This is a genomic window from Pseudomonas sp. GM60, assembly GCF_000282415.1.
Taxonomy (GTDB): domain Bacteria; phylum Pseudomonadota; class Gammaproteobacteria; order Pseudomonadales; family Pseudomonadaceae; genus Aquipseudomonas; species Aquipseudomonas migulae.
Map to the genome: position 1 here is coordinate 1 of NZ_AKJI01000014.1, position 16,414 is coordinate 16,414.

15 protein-coding genes are annotated in these 16,414 nt (G+C 62.1%); 1 reads left to right on the forward strand and 14 read right to left on the reverse strand.

The features are described 5' to 3' along the window. Positions 1–326: 326 nt before the first annotated feature. Positions 327–1,367 (reverse strand): AraC family transcriptional regulator, encoded by a 1,041-nt coding sequence (locus PMI32_RS26860; protein WP_008024637.1) that lies wholly within the window; start codon positions 1,365–1,367, stop codon positions 327–329. 3 nt (positions 1,368–1,370) lie between these two features. After that, positions 1,371–2,501 (reverse strand): carbon-nitrogen hydrolase family protein, encoded by a 1,131-nt coding sequence (locus PMI32_RS26855; protein WP_008024638.1) that lies wholly within the window; start codon positions 2,499–2,501, stop codon positions 1,371–1,373. 263 nt (positions 2,502–2,764) lie between these two features. Here PMI32_RS26855 and PMI32_RS26850 point away from each other — a divergent pair, with 263 nt between their 5' ends. Continuing rightward, on the forward strand, positions 2,765–3,772 hold the full coding sequence (locus PMI32_RS26850; protein WP_008024639.1) for an Ldh family oxidoreductase: 1,008 nt from the start codon (positions 2,765–2,767) through the stop codon (positions 3,770–3,772). 40 nt (positions 3,773–3,812) lie between these two features. Here PMI32_RS26850 and PMI32_RS26845 read toward each other — a convergent pair whose 3' ends face one another. The 12 genes from PMI32_RS26845 to PMI32_RS26790 form a co-directional block, all read right to left on the reverse strand. Next, a complete protein-coding gene (locus PMI32_RS26845) occupies positions 3,813–5,393 on the reverse strand; it encodes an aldehyde dehydrogenase (NADP(+)) (RefSeq protein WP_008024640.1) in 1,581 nt (526 codons plus the stop codon). A 129-nt stretch (positions 5,394–5,522) separates the two neighbouring features. Continuing rightward, on the reverse strand, positions 5,523–6,920 hold the full coding sequence (gene abaF / locus PMI32_RS26840) for a fosfomycin efflux MFS transporter AbaF (protein ID WP_008024641.1): 1,398 nt from the start codon (positions 6,918–6,920) through the stop codon (positions 5,523–5,525). Positions 6,921–6,991: 71 nt separating this feature from the next. Then, on the reverse strand, positions 6,992–7,909 hold the full coding sequence (locus PMI32_RS26835; RefSeq protein ID WP_008024642.1) for a dihydrodipicolinate synthase family protein: 918 nt from the start codon (positions 7,907–7,909) through the stop codon (positions 6,992–6,994). A gap of 128 nt (positions 7,910–8,037) precedes the next feature. After that, positions 8,038–9,066, reverse strand: coding sequence for a trans-3-hydroxy-L-proline dehydratase (locus tag PMI32_RS26830; RefSeq protein ID WP_008024643.1), 1,029 nt, complete (start codon positions 9,064–9,066; stop codon positions 8,038–8,040). Between the two features lie 119 nt (positions 9,067–9,185). Further along, complete coding sequence (locus PMI32_RS26825; protein WP_008024644.1) at positions 9,186–9,908, reverse strand: amino acid ABC transporter ATP-binding protein; 723 nt, start codon at positions 9,906–9,908, stop codon at positions 9,186–9,188. Next, positions 9,901–10,551 carry an amino acid ABC transporter permease gene (locus tag PMI32_RS26820; protein WP_008024645.1) on the reverse strand — a complete coding sequence of 217 codons (651 nt, stop codon included), beginning with the start codon at positions 10,549–10,551 and terminating at the stop codon, positions 9,901–9,903. Before PMI32_RS26820 ends, PMI32_RS26825 begins: the two co-directional genes overlap by 8 nt. A gap of 10 nt (positions 10,552–10,561) precedes the next feature. Then, positions 10,562–11,227, reverse strand: a complete 666-nt coding sequence (locus tag PMI32_RS26815; RefSeq protein WP_008024646.1) for an amino acid ABC transporter permease — start codon at positions 11,225–11,227, stop codon at positions 10,562–10,564. Further along, the gene (gene lhpI / locus PMI32_RS26810) at positions 11,220–12,998 is read right to left on the reverse strand and encodes a cis-3-hydroxy-L-proline dehydratase (RefSeq protein WP_008024647.1); all 1,779 of its coding nucleotides are present in this window, start codon (positions 12,996–12,998) and stop codon (positions 11,220–11,222) included. The genes PMI32_RS26815 and lhpI overlap by 8 nt, the downstream gene beginning before the upstream one ends. Before the next feature lie 10 nt (positions 12,999–13,008). Continuing rightward, positions 13,009–13,827 (reverse strand): ABC transporter substrate-binding protein, encoded by an 819-nt coding sequence (locus PMI32_RS26805; protein WP_008024648.1) that lies wholly within the window; start codon positions 13,825–13,827, stop codon positions 13,009–13,011. A 229-nt stretch (positions 13,828–14,056) separates the two neighbouring features. After that, positions 14,057–14,806: an AraC family transcriptional regulator gene (locus PMI32_RS26800; RefSeq protein WP_008024649.1), complete on the reverse strand. Its 750-nt coding sequence runs from the start codon at positions 14,804–14,806 to the stop codon at positions 14,057–14,059. A 74-nt stretch (positions 14,807–14,880) separates the two neighbouring features. Then, positions 14,881–16,137 carry an NAD(P)/FAD-dependent oxidoreductase gene (locus PMI32_RS26795; protein WP_008024650.1) on the reverse strand — a complete coding sequence of 419 codons (1,257 nt, stop codon included), beginning with the start codon at positions 16,135–16,137 and terminating at the stop codon, positions 14,881–14,883. Further along, positions 16,134–16,370 carry a 2Fe-2S iron-sulfur cluster-binding protein gene (locus PMI32_RS26790; protein ID WP_008024651.1) on the reverse strand — a complete coding sequence of 79 codons (237 nt, stop codon included), beginning with the start codon at positions 16,368–16,370 and terminating at the stop codon, positions 16,134–16,136. The genes PMI32_RS26795 and PMI32_RS26790 overlap by 4 nt, the downstream gene beginning before the upstream one ends. Positions 16,371–16,414 lie beyond the last annotated feature (44 nt).

A 16,414-nucleotide genomic window follows, 5' to 3' on the forward strand; every position in this document is an offset into this window, starting at 1 on the left:
GGCTCGCCGCCTGTCGATCCCGGAATCGTGTTCAAGTTTGATCCGCGTCAACCCAGGCCACATTCCGACGGCCTGTATCGAAAAATCCTGTGATAAATTCCTGACCACCTGCTACGTTTTATTCAGTAGCGACGGAGCGTCGTGCCTGCGTCATTTTTCTTTCACGCGGGCACTTTATGCTCAAGGTGCAGGTCATTTATTCAAGCGTTTTTTCAATGAGCGATGGGGGATTCAAAATGGACGATTATCAAGAAGAGCTGCTCGAGTTCCAGGCCTTTGAACTGGACCCGCTGGAACCGGCCGAAGACGCTACCGAGCTGTAAGCGTCAGGCCGACTGGCGGTGACTGCGGCGAAATTCGCCGGGTGTCTGACCGCTCCAGCGTTTGAAAGCACGTTGAAACGCTTCGGCTGAGGCAAAGCCCAGCAGGTAGGCGATTTCACCGAACGCCAGTTCGGTGTCACGAATGTAGGTCATGGCCAGGTCGCGACGAGTGTCGTTGAGAATTGCACGAAACTGCGTGCCTTCCTCGGTGAGTTTGCGGCGCAAGGTCCAGGTAGGCAGCTTCAGGCGTGCCGCCACTTCTTCCAGGTCGGGTTCCCGGCCACCACTGAGCAACGGCCCCAGTAACTGAATGATGCGTTCACGCAGGCTGCGGGTGCGTGTCAGTTGTTCCAGTTCCCGTTCACACAATTGCAGCAGGTGTCGCCACGTACTCGGGCAGTGCAGCGGGTTGCGCTGAGCGAGGCTGGCCAGACCCAGACGCAGTTGGTTCTGCTCGGCGCCAAACTGGATCGGGCAATCGCCCAGCACCGCATAAGCGTCCCGGTAATCCGGCTCGTCGAACTCGATCTCGATGCGCTCAGCGTTCAGGGGAATAGGGCTGACGCTGGACAATTGTTGCAACCAGCCGGCGATGATCGAATCCACCACGAAGCGGTTATAGGCGTTGTAAGGGCTGATGGAATAGAACCGCAGCCACGCGCCTTGGGCATCTTCGTGGAAACTCGATTGACCGCGATAGTTGGAGCCGTACAAGGCTTCGAAGCGAATCAGGCAACGTGCCGCTTCGCGTACGGTCGGTGCCTGCGCGGCGGTAACCCCGGCGAGGCCGGCCTGGCTCAGGCGGCTGAGCTGGCCCATGCGTAAACCCAGTGCCGGGTCGGCGGTCAGTTGGATGGCGCCGTGGCCTAGGCGCATGTAGCGCGGGATCGACAGCCGGGCGCAGGCTTCGCCAAGTCGGGCGGGGTCCAGGCCGTACTGGTCGAGCAGGGGCTGAGGATCGATGCCGTGACTGCGCACCGCGTCGGCCAGGCTGTGAACAAAGCCCACCGACAGATCGCCCAGACGCATCGGCAACGGTTTCATGGTTTACAACCAAAGGTTCAGCAAACGCGCGCCACGGAAGTTTCCACCGGCGAAATGCTGTCCGTTGCTGCTGAGAAAACTTTGCCCGGCGCTGCCCTGATCCCAGAACTGCCCGCGCAGGAACACGCTCATGCCGGCGATGGCCTGGCTGGCGGGCGGTTGAGCGGTCAGCGTCAGGCGGTGCCAGGCTTGACCCTCGCTCAGTTCGCCAGCGTTGAGGCTGACGGAATCGGGCGCCGATAAACCCTTGTAGCCGCGCCATGGCTTGTCCCAGGCGCCGCGACCGATGACGAACGCCGGGACCGCGACCAGCTGCGCGCCCTGATCGTCGAGTTGGCGGTAGTTTTCCGGGTACCAGCTGTCGCTGCCGATCAATACGCCCAGGCGTCCGGCCGGGGTGTCGACGACGTTGAGCGTGTGTTCGCCATTCGCCTGGATCACATCGCTTTCATCGTTGATTGGGTACATCTGGCGCTGTGGCTGGCCAATCGGCAGCCCGTCGCGGCCGAACACCACGCTGCTGTTGTACAGCGCACCGCGGCCGATTTTCAGGGTGCCGTCGATGATGCTCGGTTCGGGTAGCACGATGGAGCCCGCCACGAGCGTCACGTGAAATTCCTTTGCCAGCCCACCAAACAGGGCCTGGTAATCCTTGGCCATGCTCTTGGCTTTCATGCGCAGATGCGCATCGTCGAGGCGGTTGTCACCCTTGGCGCCGATCAGCGCGCGGATGAACTTCAACGGGTTGCTCACCGCCAGCCAGTTCATGGCCTCCTTGAGCGTGGTGGCTTGATACAACTCGTCTTTCTCGCCGCTGACCATCAGCCAGGTGCCGACATGTTCGGGCAGCACCACGATGGTTTTTTCATTCAGCAGCCCCTGTTCCTGGGCTTTCTGCAAATAGGCCGCGAGTTTGCGGTGCAAGCGTTCGGTGCTTTGGTAGTCGGTGGGAAACAGTTCGGGCTGGATGCCCAGCAGGTTGCCACGATCGGCAGGCGTTCCCTGATCGATGGCGAGATCGATGCGCAAGTCCGACAGGTAATGACCCGCCGGACGATCCGCGGCCCACATGGCGTAGGTCGTCAAGGCGGCAATCAATGCCATGGAGAAAGTCAGGTACAGAAGTTTGCGCATGGGAAAACAGTTAGTGGCCGTGTGCAGGGTTCATGATTGGCGTTCGGATGGGGGACGAGGCTACGGTAAAACAACGCGTTGAGGGGCGGTTTTTTTGATTTTTTTGCGGTTTTGCAGCGAATGATGGCCGACGATGCCGAGCCAATGCAAAGACGCATCGCAATGATCGATATGTGCCGAATTCGTCATGGCGTCGACCTAAAGCGATCAAGCCGTGACGGCTGGAACGGGTCAGGCTGGACGGTCTGTTCAAGGAGATGATTATGATCCGTCTGTCCCTGGCCGAAGCTCGCGAGCTGGCCGAATCGATCTTGCTGCACAACGGTTTCAACCTTGCCCACGCTCAGGCGGTGACAGCCACAGTGATTGCCGGCGAGCGCGATGGCTGCGCCTCCCATGGTTTGTATCGGATCCTGGGCTGCGTCAATTCACTCAGGGCAGGCAAAGTGGCGGCCGATGCCGAGCCGCAGGTCATCGATCAAGCGCCTTCGATCGTGCGCGTGGACGCGGCGGGTGGTTTTTCACAATTGGCGTTCCAGGCGGGGCTGCCGTTGTTGGCGCAGAAAGCCCGGGCAAACGGTATCGCTGCGTTGGCAATCAATCGCTGCGTGCATTTCTCTGCGCTGTGGGTTGAGATCGAGCAACTGACGGCGGCCGGCCTCGTGGCATTGGCCTGCAATCCCAGTCATGCCTGGGTGGCGCCAGCGGGCGGCAGCCAGCCGGTGTTTGGCACCAATCCCATTGCGTTCGGCTGGCCACGCTCGGGCAAGGATCCGTTTGTGTTCGACTTCGCCACCAGCGCGATTGCCCGTGGCGATATCGAGTTGCACCGGCGCGCCGGCAAAGCGCTTCCCGAGGGTTGGGGTGTGGACGCGCAGGGTCAGCCAAGCACCGATGCCAACGTGGTGCTCGATGCGGGCGCGATGCTGACGTTCGGTGGGCATAAAGGCTCGGCGCTGGCGGCCATGGTGGAGCTGATCGCCGGACCGCTGATTGGTGATCTGACCAGTGCCGAGTCACTGGCTTACGACGCCGGCAGCAAGTCGTCGCCGTACCACGGCGAGTTGATCATTGCCCTTGATCCACGACGTTTTCTCGGTGAAGCCACCGAACAGCATCTGGCCCGTGCCGAGGTCTTGTTTGAGAGTATTGAAGGGCAGGGCGCACGGTTGCCCTCGCAACGGCGCTATGAGGCGCGAGCGCGTAGCCTGGTGGAGGGCGTCGAGATTCCCGAGGCGTTGTACAACGATCTGAAAGCGCTGCTGGGATGAGTGAGAGTGTGCGCCACCGGTAAACCGGTGGCTTTTTTTTTTACAGGGGCGCGCGTTGACTGCTGCCATCGACCAGACGAGCGATGCCCAGCGGGTTGGCATTTTTCAGCGGGTCGGGCAGAAGCGCGTCGGGACAGTTCTGATAGCACACAGGGCGCAGGAAACGCTCGATGGCCAGGCTGCCGACCGAGGTGCCGCGCGCATCTGAGGTGGCCGGATAAGGCCCGCCATGCACCATCGCATCGCAGACTTCGACGCCGGTCGGGTAACCGTTGAACAACACCCGGCCGACTTTTTGCTCCAGCAGCGGTAACAGCTCAGGGTGATTTTGCAGGTCGCCGGCTTCAGCAATCAGCGTGGCCGTGAGTTGCCCGTGCAAGTGTTGAAGTGCCCGTTGCAGTTCGGCTTTGTCGGTCACTTCCACCAACACTGTCGCCGGACCGAACACTTCTTCTTGCAACAACGGGTCGCCATCGAACAACAGACTCACGTCAGCCTTGAACAGTTGCGGCTGCGCCTGTGTGCCCTGTTGATCGCGACCGGCCAGGTGAGTGATGTTCGGGTGCGCGTGCAACGCCTGTACACCGTTGGCGTAGCTGTCGAGCGTGCCGAAGTTGAGCATGGTCTGCCCCGGTTGCCCCGCCATCACGGCGCTCAGCGATTGGGTGAAGGCGCTGAACGCTGGCGAGCGGATACCGATCACCAGTCCCGGGTTTGTGCAGAATTGGCCGCAGCCGAGCACCACGGAGGCGGCGAGTTCGCTGGCAATTTTCTCGCCCCGCACTTGCAGTGCTTCGGGCAATACCAGCACTGGATTGATGCTGCTCATTTCGGCGAACACGGGAATCGGTTGCGCTCGTGCCGCGGCCATGTCGCACAGCGCGCGGCCACCCTTGAGTGACCCCGTGAAACCGACAGCCTGAATCGCCGGATGTTTGACCAGGGTTTCGCCCACGCCAGAACCGTAGATCATGTTGAACACACCCTTGGGCATGTCAGTCTGCTCGGCGGCACGGATGATCGCGTCGGCCACGAGTTCGGCAGTCGCCATATGCCCGCTGTGGGCCTTGAACACCACCGGACAACCGGCGGCCAGGGCGGCAGCGGTATCGCCACCGGCGGTTGAGAATGCCAGCGGGAAATTGCTCGCACCGAACACCGCGACCGGGCCGACGCCGATCCGGTATTGGCGCAAATCAGCTCGTGGTAGTGGCTGACGCTCGGGCAGGGCCCGGTCGATGCGTGCCGCATAAAAATCGCCACGGCGCAGGACTTGCGCAAACAGGCGCATCTGGCTGCTGGTACGCGTGCGCTCACCCAGAATGCGTCCGTTCGGCAGCGCCGTCTCGCGGGTCACCAGAGCGATGAAATCATCGTCCAGTGCCTCCAGTTGCGTGGCGATGGCTTCGAGAAACTCAGCGCGGCGGCTAGCCGACAACGTGCGAAAGGTCGGGTAGGCGGCTGCGGCGGCCTGGGCGGCGGCGTCGACTTCTTCGTTGGTGGCCTGCATGAACGCGTAGGGCAGCGCTTCACCGGTAGTGGCATCGTGGCTGCGCACGGTGATCTTGCCAGCGGCACTGCGCGTACCGCCGATGTAGTTGTGGCCGATGATCTGGGGCATGAAAAGCTCCGTTTGGGATGGTGAGGTCCTGTAGGAGCCAGCTTGCTGGCGATGGCGGTGTATCAATCAGCATTGATGCCGTCTGACACACCGCAATCGCCAGCAAGCTGGCTCCTACAAGGGGCCGTGTCAGGCCAAGGAATCGCTGCGGCGTGCGGCCACCGGTTCGGCATCGTGGAGGGCGGCGATTCGCGCGGCAGATTCGCTGTCCACCAGGTGCAACGACTTGCCACGCGTCTCACGGGTCAGGCCGACCGCGATGATGGAGATCAGCGACGCGCCGACCAGGTAAAACGCGATCGGTGTCGAGCTGTGGTACTTGTTGAGCAAGGTGATCGCAATCAACGGAGCGAGGGAGCCGGCGAAGATCGGCGCCACCTGGTAGCACAGGGACAACGCGGTGTAGCGCACGTGGGTCGGGAACATTTCCGCCATCAGCGCCGAGTAGGGCGCGTAGGTCATCGACTCGATGGCCAGGCCCAGGGTGATGGCGGCCATGATCAGCCAGTTGTTGCCGGTGTCCATCATCGGGAAGCCGATGAAACCCCAGAACGCCGTGAGGATCGCGCCGGTCAGGTACACCGGTTTGCGCCCGACCAGGTCAGACAGATAACCCATCAACGGAATCATGAAGAAGTGCAGCAGGTGCGCGCCGAACATCAGCAGCAGAATCTCGGACGTGTCCTTGTGCACCACCAGTTTCAGATAGGTAATCGAGAACGTCACGACGGTGTAGTAGAGGATGTTTTCGGCAAACCGCGCGCCAATACCGACCAGTACCGAGCGCCAGTGGTGACGCAGCACTTCGACCACGCCCAGTTGCTGTTGCTTTGTCTGCGCCTGACGGGCCTGGGCTTCCTTGAAAATCGGCGCGTCATCGACGCTGGTGCGAATCCAGTAGCCGATCAGTACCACGAAGGCCGAGAACCAGAACGCCACGCGCCAGCCCCAGGCGAGGAATTGCTCCTCCGACAGATTCGACGACAACAGCAACAGCGCAACCGTCGCCACCAGGTTGCCGGCCGGCACACCGGCTTGCGGCCAACTGGCCCAGAAACCTCGGCGATTGTCCGGGCAATGCTCGGACACCAGCAGAATCGCGCCGCCCCATTCACCGCCAAACGCGAAACCCTGGATCAGCCGCAGCAGCACCAGCAACACCGGTGCGGCATAGCCGATCTGGTTGAAACCGGGCAGGCAACCCATCAAGAAGGTGGTGATACCGACCACCACCAGGCTCAGTTGCAGCAGGCGCTTGCGGCCGTACTTGTCGCCGTAGTGACCGAACACCAGGCCACCCAACGGACGGGCAAGAAAGCCCACGGCGTATAGGGCGAAAGCGGCGATGATGCCGTCGATGGGACTGTCGGTCTGGCGGAAGAACAACTGGCCGAAGACCAGTGCCGACGCGGTGCCATAAAGGAAGAACTCATACCATTCGGCGACTGTGCCGGCCATGGCGGCGGCCACGACGCGCTTGAGTCCCGAGGGTGTGGTTGCGCGGTGAACGTGTTGAGCGTTGGGCATGCTGGCGTTTCCTGTAGGGGCGCAAAAACAGGTAGCCGGGCCGGGGCCGCAAAGCCCCGCCCGGCAATCACTCAGAGACCGACGTCCGGCAAGTGCGGACGGTTGGCCAGGGCCTTGGCCATGATCTGCTCGACGAAGACCCGATCTTCTTCCGGCAGGGCCAGGCGTGGCGGACGGGTCAGCGCACTGCCGCGACCGGCGATGGCTTCGCACAGCTTGATGCACTGCACCAGGTCGGCGCGGGCGTCGAGGTGCAGGATCGGCATCAGCCATTCGTAGATCGGCATGGCTTCGGCATAACGTCCGGCCTTGGCCAGGCGGAAGATGGTTTCGCCTTCTTTCGGGAACACGTTGGACATGCCCGACACCCAGCCTTCAGCACCCACGGCGAGGCTTTCCAGCACCACATCGTCGAGGCCGGCGAACAGCACAAAACGGTCACCCACTTCGTTGCGAATGTCGATGAAGCGGCGGGTGTCGCCAGAGGAATCCTTGAAGCACACCACGTTGTCGCAGTCGGCCAGGGCAATCAGGATGTCCGGGGTCACGTCGTTTTTGTAGATCGGCGGGTTGTTGTAGACCATCAACGGCACGTCGGCGTTTTTCGCCACGTAGCGGTAATGCTCGGCCGTTTCGAACGGCTTGGAACCGTAGACCAGCGCCGGCATCAGCATCACGCCATCGACACCGACCTTGCGCACGGCGTTGGCGACCTTGGCCGCTTGCACACTGGTGAATTCGGCCACACCGCAAATCACTGGCACACGGCCGCGCGAGGCATCGACCGCGACTTCGGTCACGGCGATTTTTTCTTCAGCAGTCAGCGAAGTGTTCTCGCCGACCGAGCCGCAAACCACCAGGCCCGACACGCCGTCGCGGATCACGTTGGAAATCACCTGATGGGTTTTATCCAGGTTGATCGAGAAGTCATCGTTGAATTGAGTGGTCACCGCGGGGAAGACGCCACTCCAGTTAATTCGCTTGCTCATTGTTGCCTCCGGGTTGTTTATTGTATTTCGTATACGATATTTAAAATGAAAAAATTCGGCTAGTGCTTTTTTCAGGTTTGTGGGGTTTTTGTCAGCCGTCGGTCGGGGTGGTCAGTGCTTCAGAGTGTTCAGGCACCGGGCCAGGTGTCTGACAGTCGATAGCCTTGTGGCCACGGATCGTTCGGATCGAGCAGCAATTGATGGGTGCCGGTAATCCAGGCCCGGCCGGAAATGCAAGGGTAGATAGCGGGGCGTCCGGCCACTTCGGTCAGTGAGTCAATCCGGCAGTGGAATTCGGAGCCGATGATCGAGCGACCGATAAAGCGCTCGCCGACGCGCATCAAACCCTTGGCGTGCAACACCGCCATGCGCGCCGAGCAACCCGTGCCGGTCGGCGAGCGGTCGATCTTGCCCGGTTGAATCACCACCGCGTTGGCGCCGGTGGCGATGCCGTTCTCGTGGACGACGGGCGCGGCGATCTGGCAAAAAGAAATGTGCGACCACTCAGGGTTCAACGGATGCACAAAGCCCAATTGCTCGTTGGCGGCACGGGTGATTTTCAGCCCGACCGCCACCAGATCAGCGGCTTCATCGGGGCGGATTGAAAAACCCAGTTCCCTGGCATCGGCGATCACAAAGCTGTCACCGCCATAGGCGGTATCGACCTTGAGGGAGCCGACACCTTCCACTTCGATCCACGCGTCGAGGCGATCGGCGAAGGACGGCACGTTTTTGATTTCCACCCGTTCGACCTTGCCGTCACGGCAATCGGCCACGGCCTCGATCAGGCCGCCGGGGGCTTCGAGCACCAGCCGGGTTTGCGGTTCGGTCATTGGCACGATACCGGTGTCGAGCAAAACGGTGGCCACGCACAGGGAATTGGAGCCGGACATAGGCGGGGTATCCGCCGGTTCCATGATGATCCAGGCCATGTGCGCCCGCGGGTCCTTGGCCGGCACCAGCAGGTTGACGTGGCGGAACACCCCGCCACGCGGCTCGTTGAGCACGAAGTTGCGCAGGGTTTCATCCCTGGCGATCCAGCGTGATTGTTCCCAGACTGTGGCACCGGGCGGTGGTGCGACGCCGCCGACAATCACGTCGCCGACTTCGCCTTCGGCGTGGCAGCTGACTACATGAATCACTTTCGATGAGCGCATGGTTTGCTCCTTTTGTTGTCTATGCAGGCCTCATCGCGAGCAGGCTCACTCCTACAGGGGATTTTCTGTGTGGCAGAGATCCAGTGTAGGAGTGAGCCTGCTCGCGATGGGGCCGATGGTTATTTCACCGATTTGAGAAACGCCGCGGTCTCGGCATGCACCGGATTACCAATCACCTGATCCGGCGAGCCGATCTCATGCACCAGGCCGTTGCGAAAGAACGCCACGCGGTCGGACACGTCACGGGCGAAGCGGATCTCGTGCGTCACCAGCACCATGGTCATGCCGTCTTCGGCGAGCATGCGCATGGTGTCCAGCACTTCGCCGACCAGCTGTGGATCGAGGGCCGAGGTGGCTTCGTCGAACAGCATGTAGTCCGGTGACATGGCCAGGGCGCGGGCAATGGCCATGCGTTGTTGCTGGCCGCCCGAAAGCTTGCCGGGGAACACCTTGAGCTTGTCGCCCAGGCCGACGTGAGTCAGTAGCTGCACGGCCAGCGCCTCGGCTTCGGCCTTGCTTTTGCCCAGGACCTTGCGCGGCGCGAGCATCACGTTTTCCAGCACGGTCAGGTGCGGGAAGGCATTCCATTGCTGGAACACGATGCCGATCTTCTGCCGCAGGTGATTGAGGTCGGTTGCGCGGTGATGCACCTCGACGCCATCCACGCGGATGTTGCCTTTCTGGATCGGTTCCAGGCCATTGATGCACATCAGCAGGGTCGATTTTCCCGAGCCGGAGCCGCCGATGATGGACACCACTTCGCCCTTGTTCACGGTCAGGCTGACACCCTTGACCACATCAAGGTCGCCGAAGGATTTGTGTACGTTGTCGATCTCAATCATTTTCTTGCCACCTTCTTTCCAGACGAGCGCCGAGGCGTGCGACCACCAGGCTCATGACGTAGTAGATAAGGCCCGCGATGCACAGCACCAGCAGCGGTTCCTGAATGCGGGTCACGATGGTTTGCGAGGCGCGCAGCAGTTCGACGATGCCGATCCACATCACCAGCGCGGTGTCTTTCATCACCCCCAGCACCAGGTTCAGCCAGCCGGGGAAGGCCACCCGCGAGGCCATCGGCAGAACGATCCAGCGCAGGTCCTGGAAGAAACTCAGGCCCAGCGAACGGCTGGCCCGGCGCAGGGTCAGCGGTACCGACAGCACGCCGCCGCGCACGATCTCGGTGAAGTACGCGGCGGCGTAAACCCCGAGCACGATGCAGCCCACGCTGAAAGCACTGATGTTCAGGCCGACGATGCTCTTGAGCGAGTTGAACAGCACGAACTGGATCAGCAGCGGCACGCTGCGAAACACGTCCAGCACCCACGCCAGTGGCAGGCTGGCCCGTGGCAACAGCGCACGCAGCAGGCCGAACACCAGCCCGGCGAATGTGCCGAGCAGGATCGCCCAGCAAGTCAGTTGCAGCGTGATCCAGGCGCCGTTAAGCAGGAACAGCAGGTCGTTCCAGGAAAAACCGGTGGAAAACATAGTCACGTCCTCAGTAACGGAACAGCCGCCAGGCCATCAGCCGGGCCGTCGCGACGATCGCCTTGGCAATCAGGTAATACAGCACCGCGGCGATGGTGAAATATTCGAAGGTGCGGAACGTTTTGACGTTGTAGTCCTGGGTCACGCCGGTGAGGTCGTTGTTGAGCCCGACAATCACCCCCAGCGACGTCATCAACACCGCCCAGACCATCTGGTTGCTCAACGGGTAGAACACGATCCGCAACAGTTGCGGGACGATGATCATCCGGTAGGCCTGGAAGGCACTCATGCCCAGCGAGCGCGCAGCCCGCACCTGCGTGCCGGGCACCGCCTTGAGCCCGCCGCGAAAGTTTTCCGCGAGATAGCCGGCATTGTTGAAGGTGATCCCGGCCAACAGCGCGAGCCAGGAGCTGACGTGCAGGCCCATTGAGCCGAGGCCGAAGTACAGGATGTAGATCTGGAACAGCGACGGGGTATTACGGGCAATCGACACCCAGCCGTTGCCGATACCGCGCAGCAGCGGGTGTCTGGTTTCACGCATGACTGTCAGGGCCAGGGCGATCAGTACGCCGAAAATCATCGACAGCGCGGCGGTCTCGAACGTGACCCAGGCGCCGGCGAGCATGTCCGGCAAGGCGCGCAGGGTGGCGCGCCATTGGAAGGTGTAATCAAACATGCGCAAGGCTCTCCATCAGCAAGGCAGGTTGCAACCAGCTCGGCAATCGCCCGCTGGCGCTGGCAGTGCAAGCGGATTCAACGCACTCGGCGAGGCTGGCGAAGTGCACTTTTCGCCCCACCAGACCGGGTGCGTAATGGGCGTATTTGCCCGAGTTGGTCATTAAGGTTGTGGCGGCTGGCGGGATCACCGGCTCGCCGAGCATGCACCAGCAGGTGTCCGTCACCAGGGTGGCGCCGAAGGCTTCAATGACGCCGATGTGTCCAGCGTCACGCGCCTGTTCCAGCACCGCACGACCGCACGTGATGGCGAGCACCACCTCGGGGTGTTTGTGCCGGCCGCGACACAGCCGTGCGAGTCGGGCGAACTCGCTGAGCGAGAAGTGCGGGTTACCCAGCGAGACCACCTCCACGTGGTTGTCACGGGCACTGTTGAGCTCGCGCCAACTGCCCAGCAGGTCCGCCAGGCGGATTGTTTCCACAGGTATCGGGACGCCGGCTTCCATTGGTTGTGCAGGGTCGAGTGCTTCCGGTGTGACCCCGGCGATATGAAACAACGGCGCGGCCGACGTGGTGGCGAACGCTGCGCCGAAGGCTTTCAGATCGTCGAGGTCTGGCTGGTACTGTTCCAGCCCGAACACCAGCGGGATCCGGCTGCCCGCGAGGGCACCGATGTGGTAGCCGAGCAAGGGGTAAAACGCATCGTCGAGTTCGCCCAGTTCCGGTAATTCAACGCGCAGGCGGGCTTTGCGTGGCGCCTCCAGATGACAACCGATCAGGGGCGCGCGGCCGGTCAGGGCGATGCAGATATCCAGGTAATCCGGGTACTTCAACGTGCGCGCACCGAGCACGCTGTTGGCGTAGACCACCGCGTTGGATTCGGCCCAGACGATCTGCTCGCCGGCCTTCGGTGCGGTGTCGAGCAAGTAGGGGGCACAGGTGAAACTGAGCTGCGCACCCATCGCCATGTAGGCATCGCCCAAGGCACTGGCCGGTTCGCCGAGCAACGGGTCGATGCCCAACTCTCGCCAGCGGCGCTGGTCCACGGAAATTGAATTGAGGGTGGTGGGCACGCGAACCTTTGCGCCCCAGTGCACCAGTTGTTCGGCAAAGCGCAGGCTCGCCGGTCCCGTGTAGATACAACCGTCGATGTGGGCCTGAGAGATGTCCACCAGTTGGTGGGCGCCTTGCAATTCGGCCATGCGCAGGACAATCTGCATGGCCATCTGCGCGGCTTTGCCATGCTCGCCGTCGAGCAGCGAACGGTCGAACCCGGTGAGTTCAATCGACTCGTTGGTTTCGCCTGTTTGCATCAGTGTTTCGGTTGGCTGCCAGCCATCGATGGGCACGTGATCGAACATCGTCAGCGAGGCGCCTTCGACTCGGGCGAAGGCTTTGCCGCGCAAGGTCGCGAAGGCCTCCCGGCCGATGCACAGCACCGGTAGGGAACGCTCGAAAATGGTCTGTGCCACCAGCACGCCCAAGGTCAGGATCTCATCGGCTTCGGCCAGGACCAAAGCGGCCGGCGCATGACCGTTGCTGATCAACTCCATCAGCACGCTGCTGCCGGTACACGAACCGCGACCACTGGGAATGGCCAGAACACGATCGTGCAGATGTTCGCCGCTGAGCGGATGGTGACGGTCGATGACTTCACCCGTACAAGGGTCGACGCCGCCCCAGAAGCTCAGCCCGACATCGGCAAACAGCAGCGCGCCCTGGGCGGAGCCCGGGACCAGGTTACGACCGATGAGAGCAGTGGACCCAGGCATGCCGGACACCTTAGTAGTAGACCTTTGGCACGGTCAGGTCAGTCGGCGGGATTTCAGTGCCGACCCATTTGGTGAACAACTCGTTGTAGCGACCGCTGCGCACCTGCTGGTTGACGAACAGGTTGAGGTAGTTGAGCAGGCCGTACTCATTGCGCTTGGCACCGAGTGACACGTAGTCGATGGTGTAAGGCGCGTTGCCGGCGATTTTCAGGTTTTTGTATTTACCCGACTTGATCGTCGCGGCGGCGACGGTATTGGTCACCACCGTGGCGTCGATGTGGCCCTGGGCCACCGCCAGCAGCGTGTCGTTTTGTGACTGGTAGGCGCGGAAGGTGCCGCTGCCCCATTTCTTCACATCGCCCTCCAGCGCGATGGCCTCAAAAGTGCCGCTGGTGTTGCCCAGCGCTTTGCCCTTGATGTCGTTGAAGCTGTTGATGCCGGTGTTGTCGCGGGTCAGCACGACCATCTGGAAGGCGAAGTACGGCACGGTCAGGCCAACGGTCTTGGCCCGTTCGAGGGTGTCGGAAGTCGAGGCGACGATCACGTCGGCCCGTCCGGAGATCAGCGCCGGAATGCGGTCCGGGAACGGCGTTTCCACCACTTCGGCCTCGACCCCGAGGATCTTCGCCAGGTCGTTGCAATAGTCCACGTCGAAACCGGCAGGAGCGTTGCTGGCATCGCGGAAACCCATGGGCGGGAAGTCCAGGGTCACGGCGCAGCGCAGCTTGCCGGAACCGATAATGTCGTCGAGCTTGTCAGCCTGCGCGGTGGCAATGAAGGAGGTACTGAGAACAGCGCTGAGGGCTACGGCAAATGCGGGGTTTTTCATAGAGGCCTCGTTCTGTGGAAGTGCTGTTGAATATCGTATTGGGGATTTCGTATACGATATTAACAATAGCAATGGCCGTGCCGTTTTTGCTTTTGCCGCCGAATTTTTGCCCACCCTTGACGCAGGGCGGCTCAGCGCAAGCGAGCGGGGCAACGCTACGACGGTGTCGGTCGAGGAGGTGTTACGGAAGGGAGCACGTAGGGTGCGCAGCGCCCCTTAAAGGAACATTTTAACGACGGCTATCGCGGTACTGGCTGGGCGAAAGACTGGTGAGGGCGCGGAATTGGCGGCTGAACGCACTGTGGTCGGTGTAGCCGCAGCGCAGGGCGATTTCGGTGATCGGCAGGTCGGTGTCGAGTAACAGGCGCGAGCCTTCCTCCAGGCGGGACTTGTGGATCATCTGCCGTGGCGTGAGCTGGAACACCCGTTTGCAATGGCGTTCCAGTTGCGCCACAGAGAAACCGGCGATGGCCGTCAGTTCGGCCAGGCTGATCGGTCGGGCGAAATGTCGGCGGATGTGTGCGTCCACCGCTGCCAGTTTCTGGAACGCCGGATGGTTGGACTGGGGCAGTTGCAGGTCGCGGGAAATGCCGGCGAGGCCGACGATCCGCCCTTGTTCGTCATGCAGGGCGAGTTTGTGGGTCAGGCACCAGACTGGCTGGTTGCCGAAATACAGGTGCAGTTCCAGTTGATCCGCCAGTTCACGGCCGGTGGACAGCACGCGCCGATCCTGCTCGGTGTACAGCGGGCCAAATCGTGCCGGGAAGACCTGGTCTGCCGTCAGCCCGAGCAGTTGCCCGCTGTGCTTGAAACCACACCGTCGAGCCAGGGTCTGGTTGACGAAGACATAGCGCGCCTCGCTGTCCTTAATGAAGAACACCACGTCCGCCAGGGTGTCGAGCAGCGTCGCGATGGGCTGCAGACTGCTCAGCAGCGTGGGCAAATCGCAGGGTTTGAACTGATTGAGTGAGGGGAACATAGCGCTGGGGGCCTGGTGGCAACTACCGGGATCATAAAGACTCGGCAGTGCCCCCGAAACCCCGGAGCGAGCGTTTACGCGGGCGGGGTGTCGTCCAGGCACATCAGGGTTTCGATACGTGCCGGGCTGAACGGCGGTCGCGGGGCCGAGGGTTGCCAGTCGAACAGATACTGCAAGGCGCCGCCACACACTCGCCCCTGACAGGCGCCCATGCCACAACGACTGGCCAGTTTTGCCCCGCGCCAGTCAACGTGCCCGGCCAGTGCCGCGTAGGGCACGTCTTCGCAGCGACAGACCAGCGTGTCGGCCTGCGCCAGTGACTTGAGGTGCGGGTTGAGGCTGAACGCGTTGTTCAACGCCTTGGCGAAACCCTGCCAACGCGTCCGACGTGGCCACAATTGGCGTGCCGCTGCGGTGTTACCGACGGCGGCATGCCCGGCAATGGCACCTTCGACCAACGCCAGTTCACTGCCACCGAAACCGGTGCATTCACCTGCGGCGTAGTGATCGGCAAGGCTCGTGGCTTGCCAGGCATCGACCGCGAGCGCCGTGCCGTCGAGTGCGCAACCCAGCGCCTGACCGAGTTGAATATTGGGAATCAGGCCGAAACCACAGGCCAGGCGATCACAGGCCAGTTCGACGATTTTGCCCTGTTGCCGCAGACGCACACCTTCCAGCCGTTCATTACCCAAGGCTGCCACGACGTGGGAGCCGGTGCGGTAATGACGATCAAACAGGCTGAAGGATTGCACAAGCTTGCCCGGCCAGCGCGGCAGTTGCAGGGCGAACCCGGCGACCGCAACCGAGGAGGCTTGCTCGGCAATGCTCAGCACGTTGGCGCCGTTGTGTTTCGCGGTGGCCGCACTGGCCAGCAACAACGGTCCGCTGCCGGCGATCACCACGCGTTCGTCCTGCACCGGCAGGCCGCCCTTGATCAATGCCTGGAGTCCTCCGGCCCCCGTCACACCCGGCAATGTCCAGCCGGGGAAGGGCAGCAGCAACTCACGGGCGCCGGTGCACAGAATCAGTTTGTCGTAGCCGATCAGCCATCCGTGATCGGCGTCTTCCACCAGTAATTGTTTGGGGGCGGAACAGGCGATCACACGAGTGCCGCTGTAGTGTCGAATATTGCTGTTGGCGTGCAGGCGCTCGCGCATCTGCCGTGCCTGATTCGGCAGGCTGGCCTGAGGCCCGTCGCGCCAGATCTGGCCTCCCGGCAACGGGTTGTCGTCGAGCACGATAATGCGGGCGCCACTGGGTGCGGCGGCGAGGGCGGCGCTCATACCGGCGGGGCCGGCACCGATGATCAGCAAATCGGCGAATTCGTTCATGGTCGTGTCCGCACCTGCATGCCGTCATGACACAGCGTCTGGCAGGCCAGTCGGCGGCGTCCGTCGATGGTCACCCGGCATTCCTGGCAGATGCCCATGCCGCACAGCGGTGCGCGCCGCTGACCGCTGACCGAAGTGCGACTGCAACCGTCGCTGGCCAAGGCTAATGCTGCGGCGACAGTCGTACCTTCGGCGACCCGTAGGGTGCGGCCGTCCAGGACCAAATCAGGCATACACGGCCTCCCCGAGAAAACGTTGCGGCAGATAGGCTTTTTTT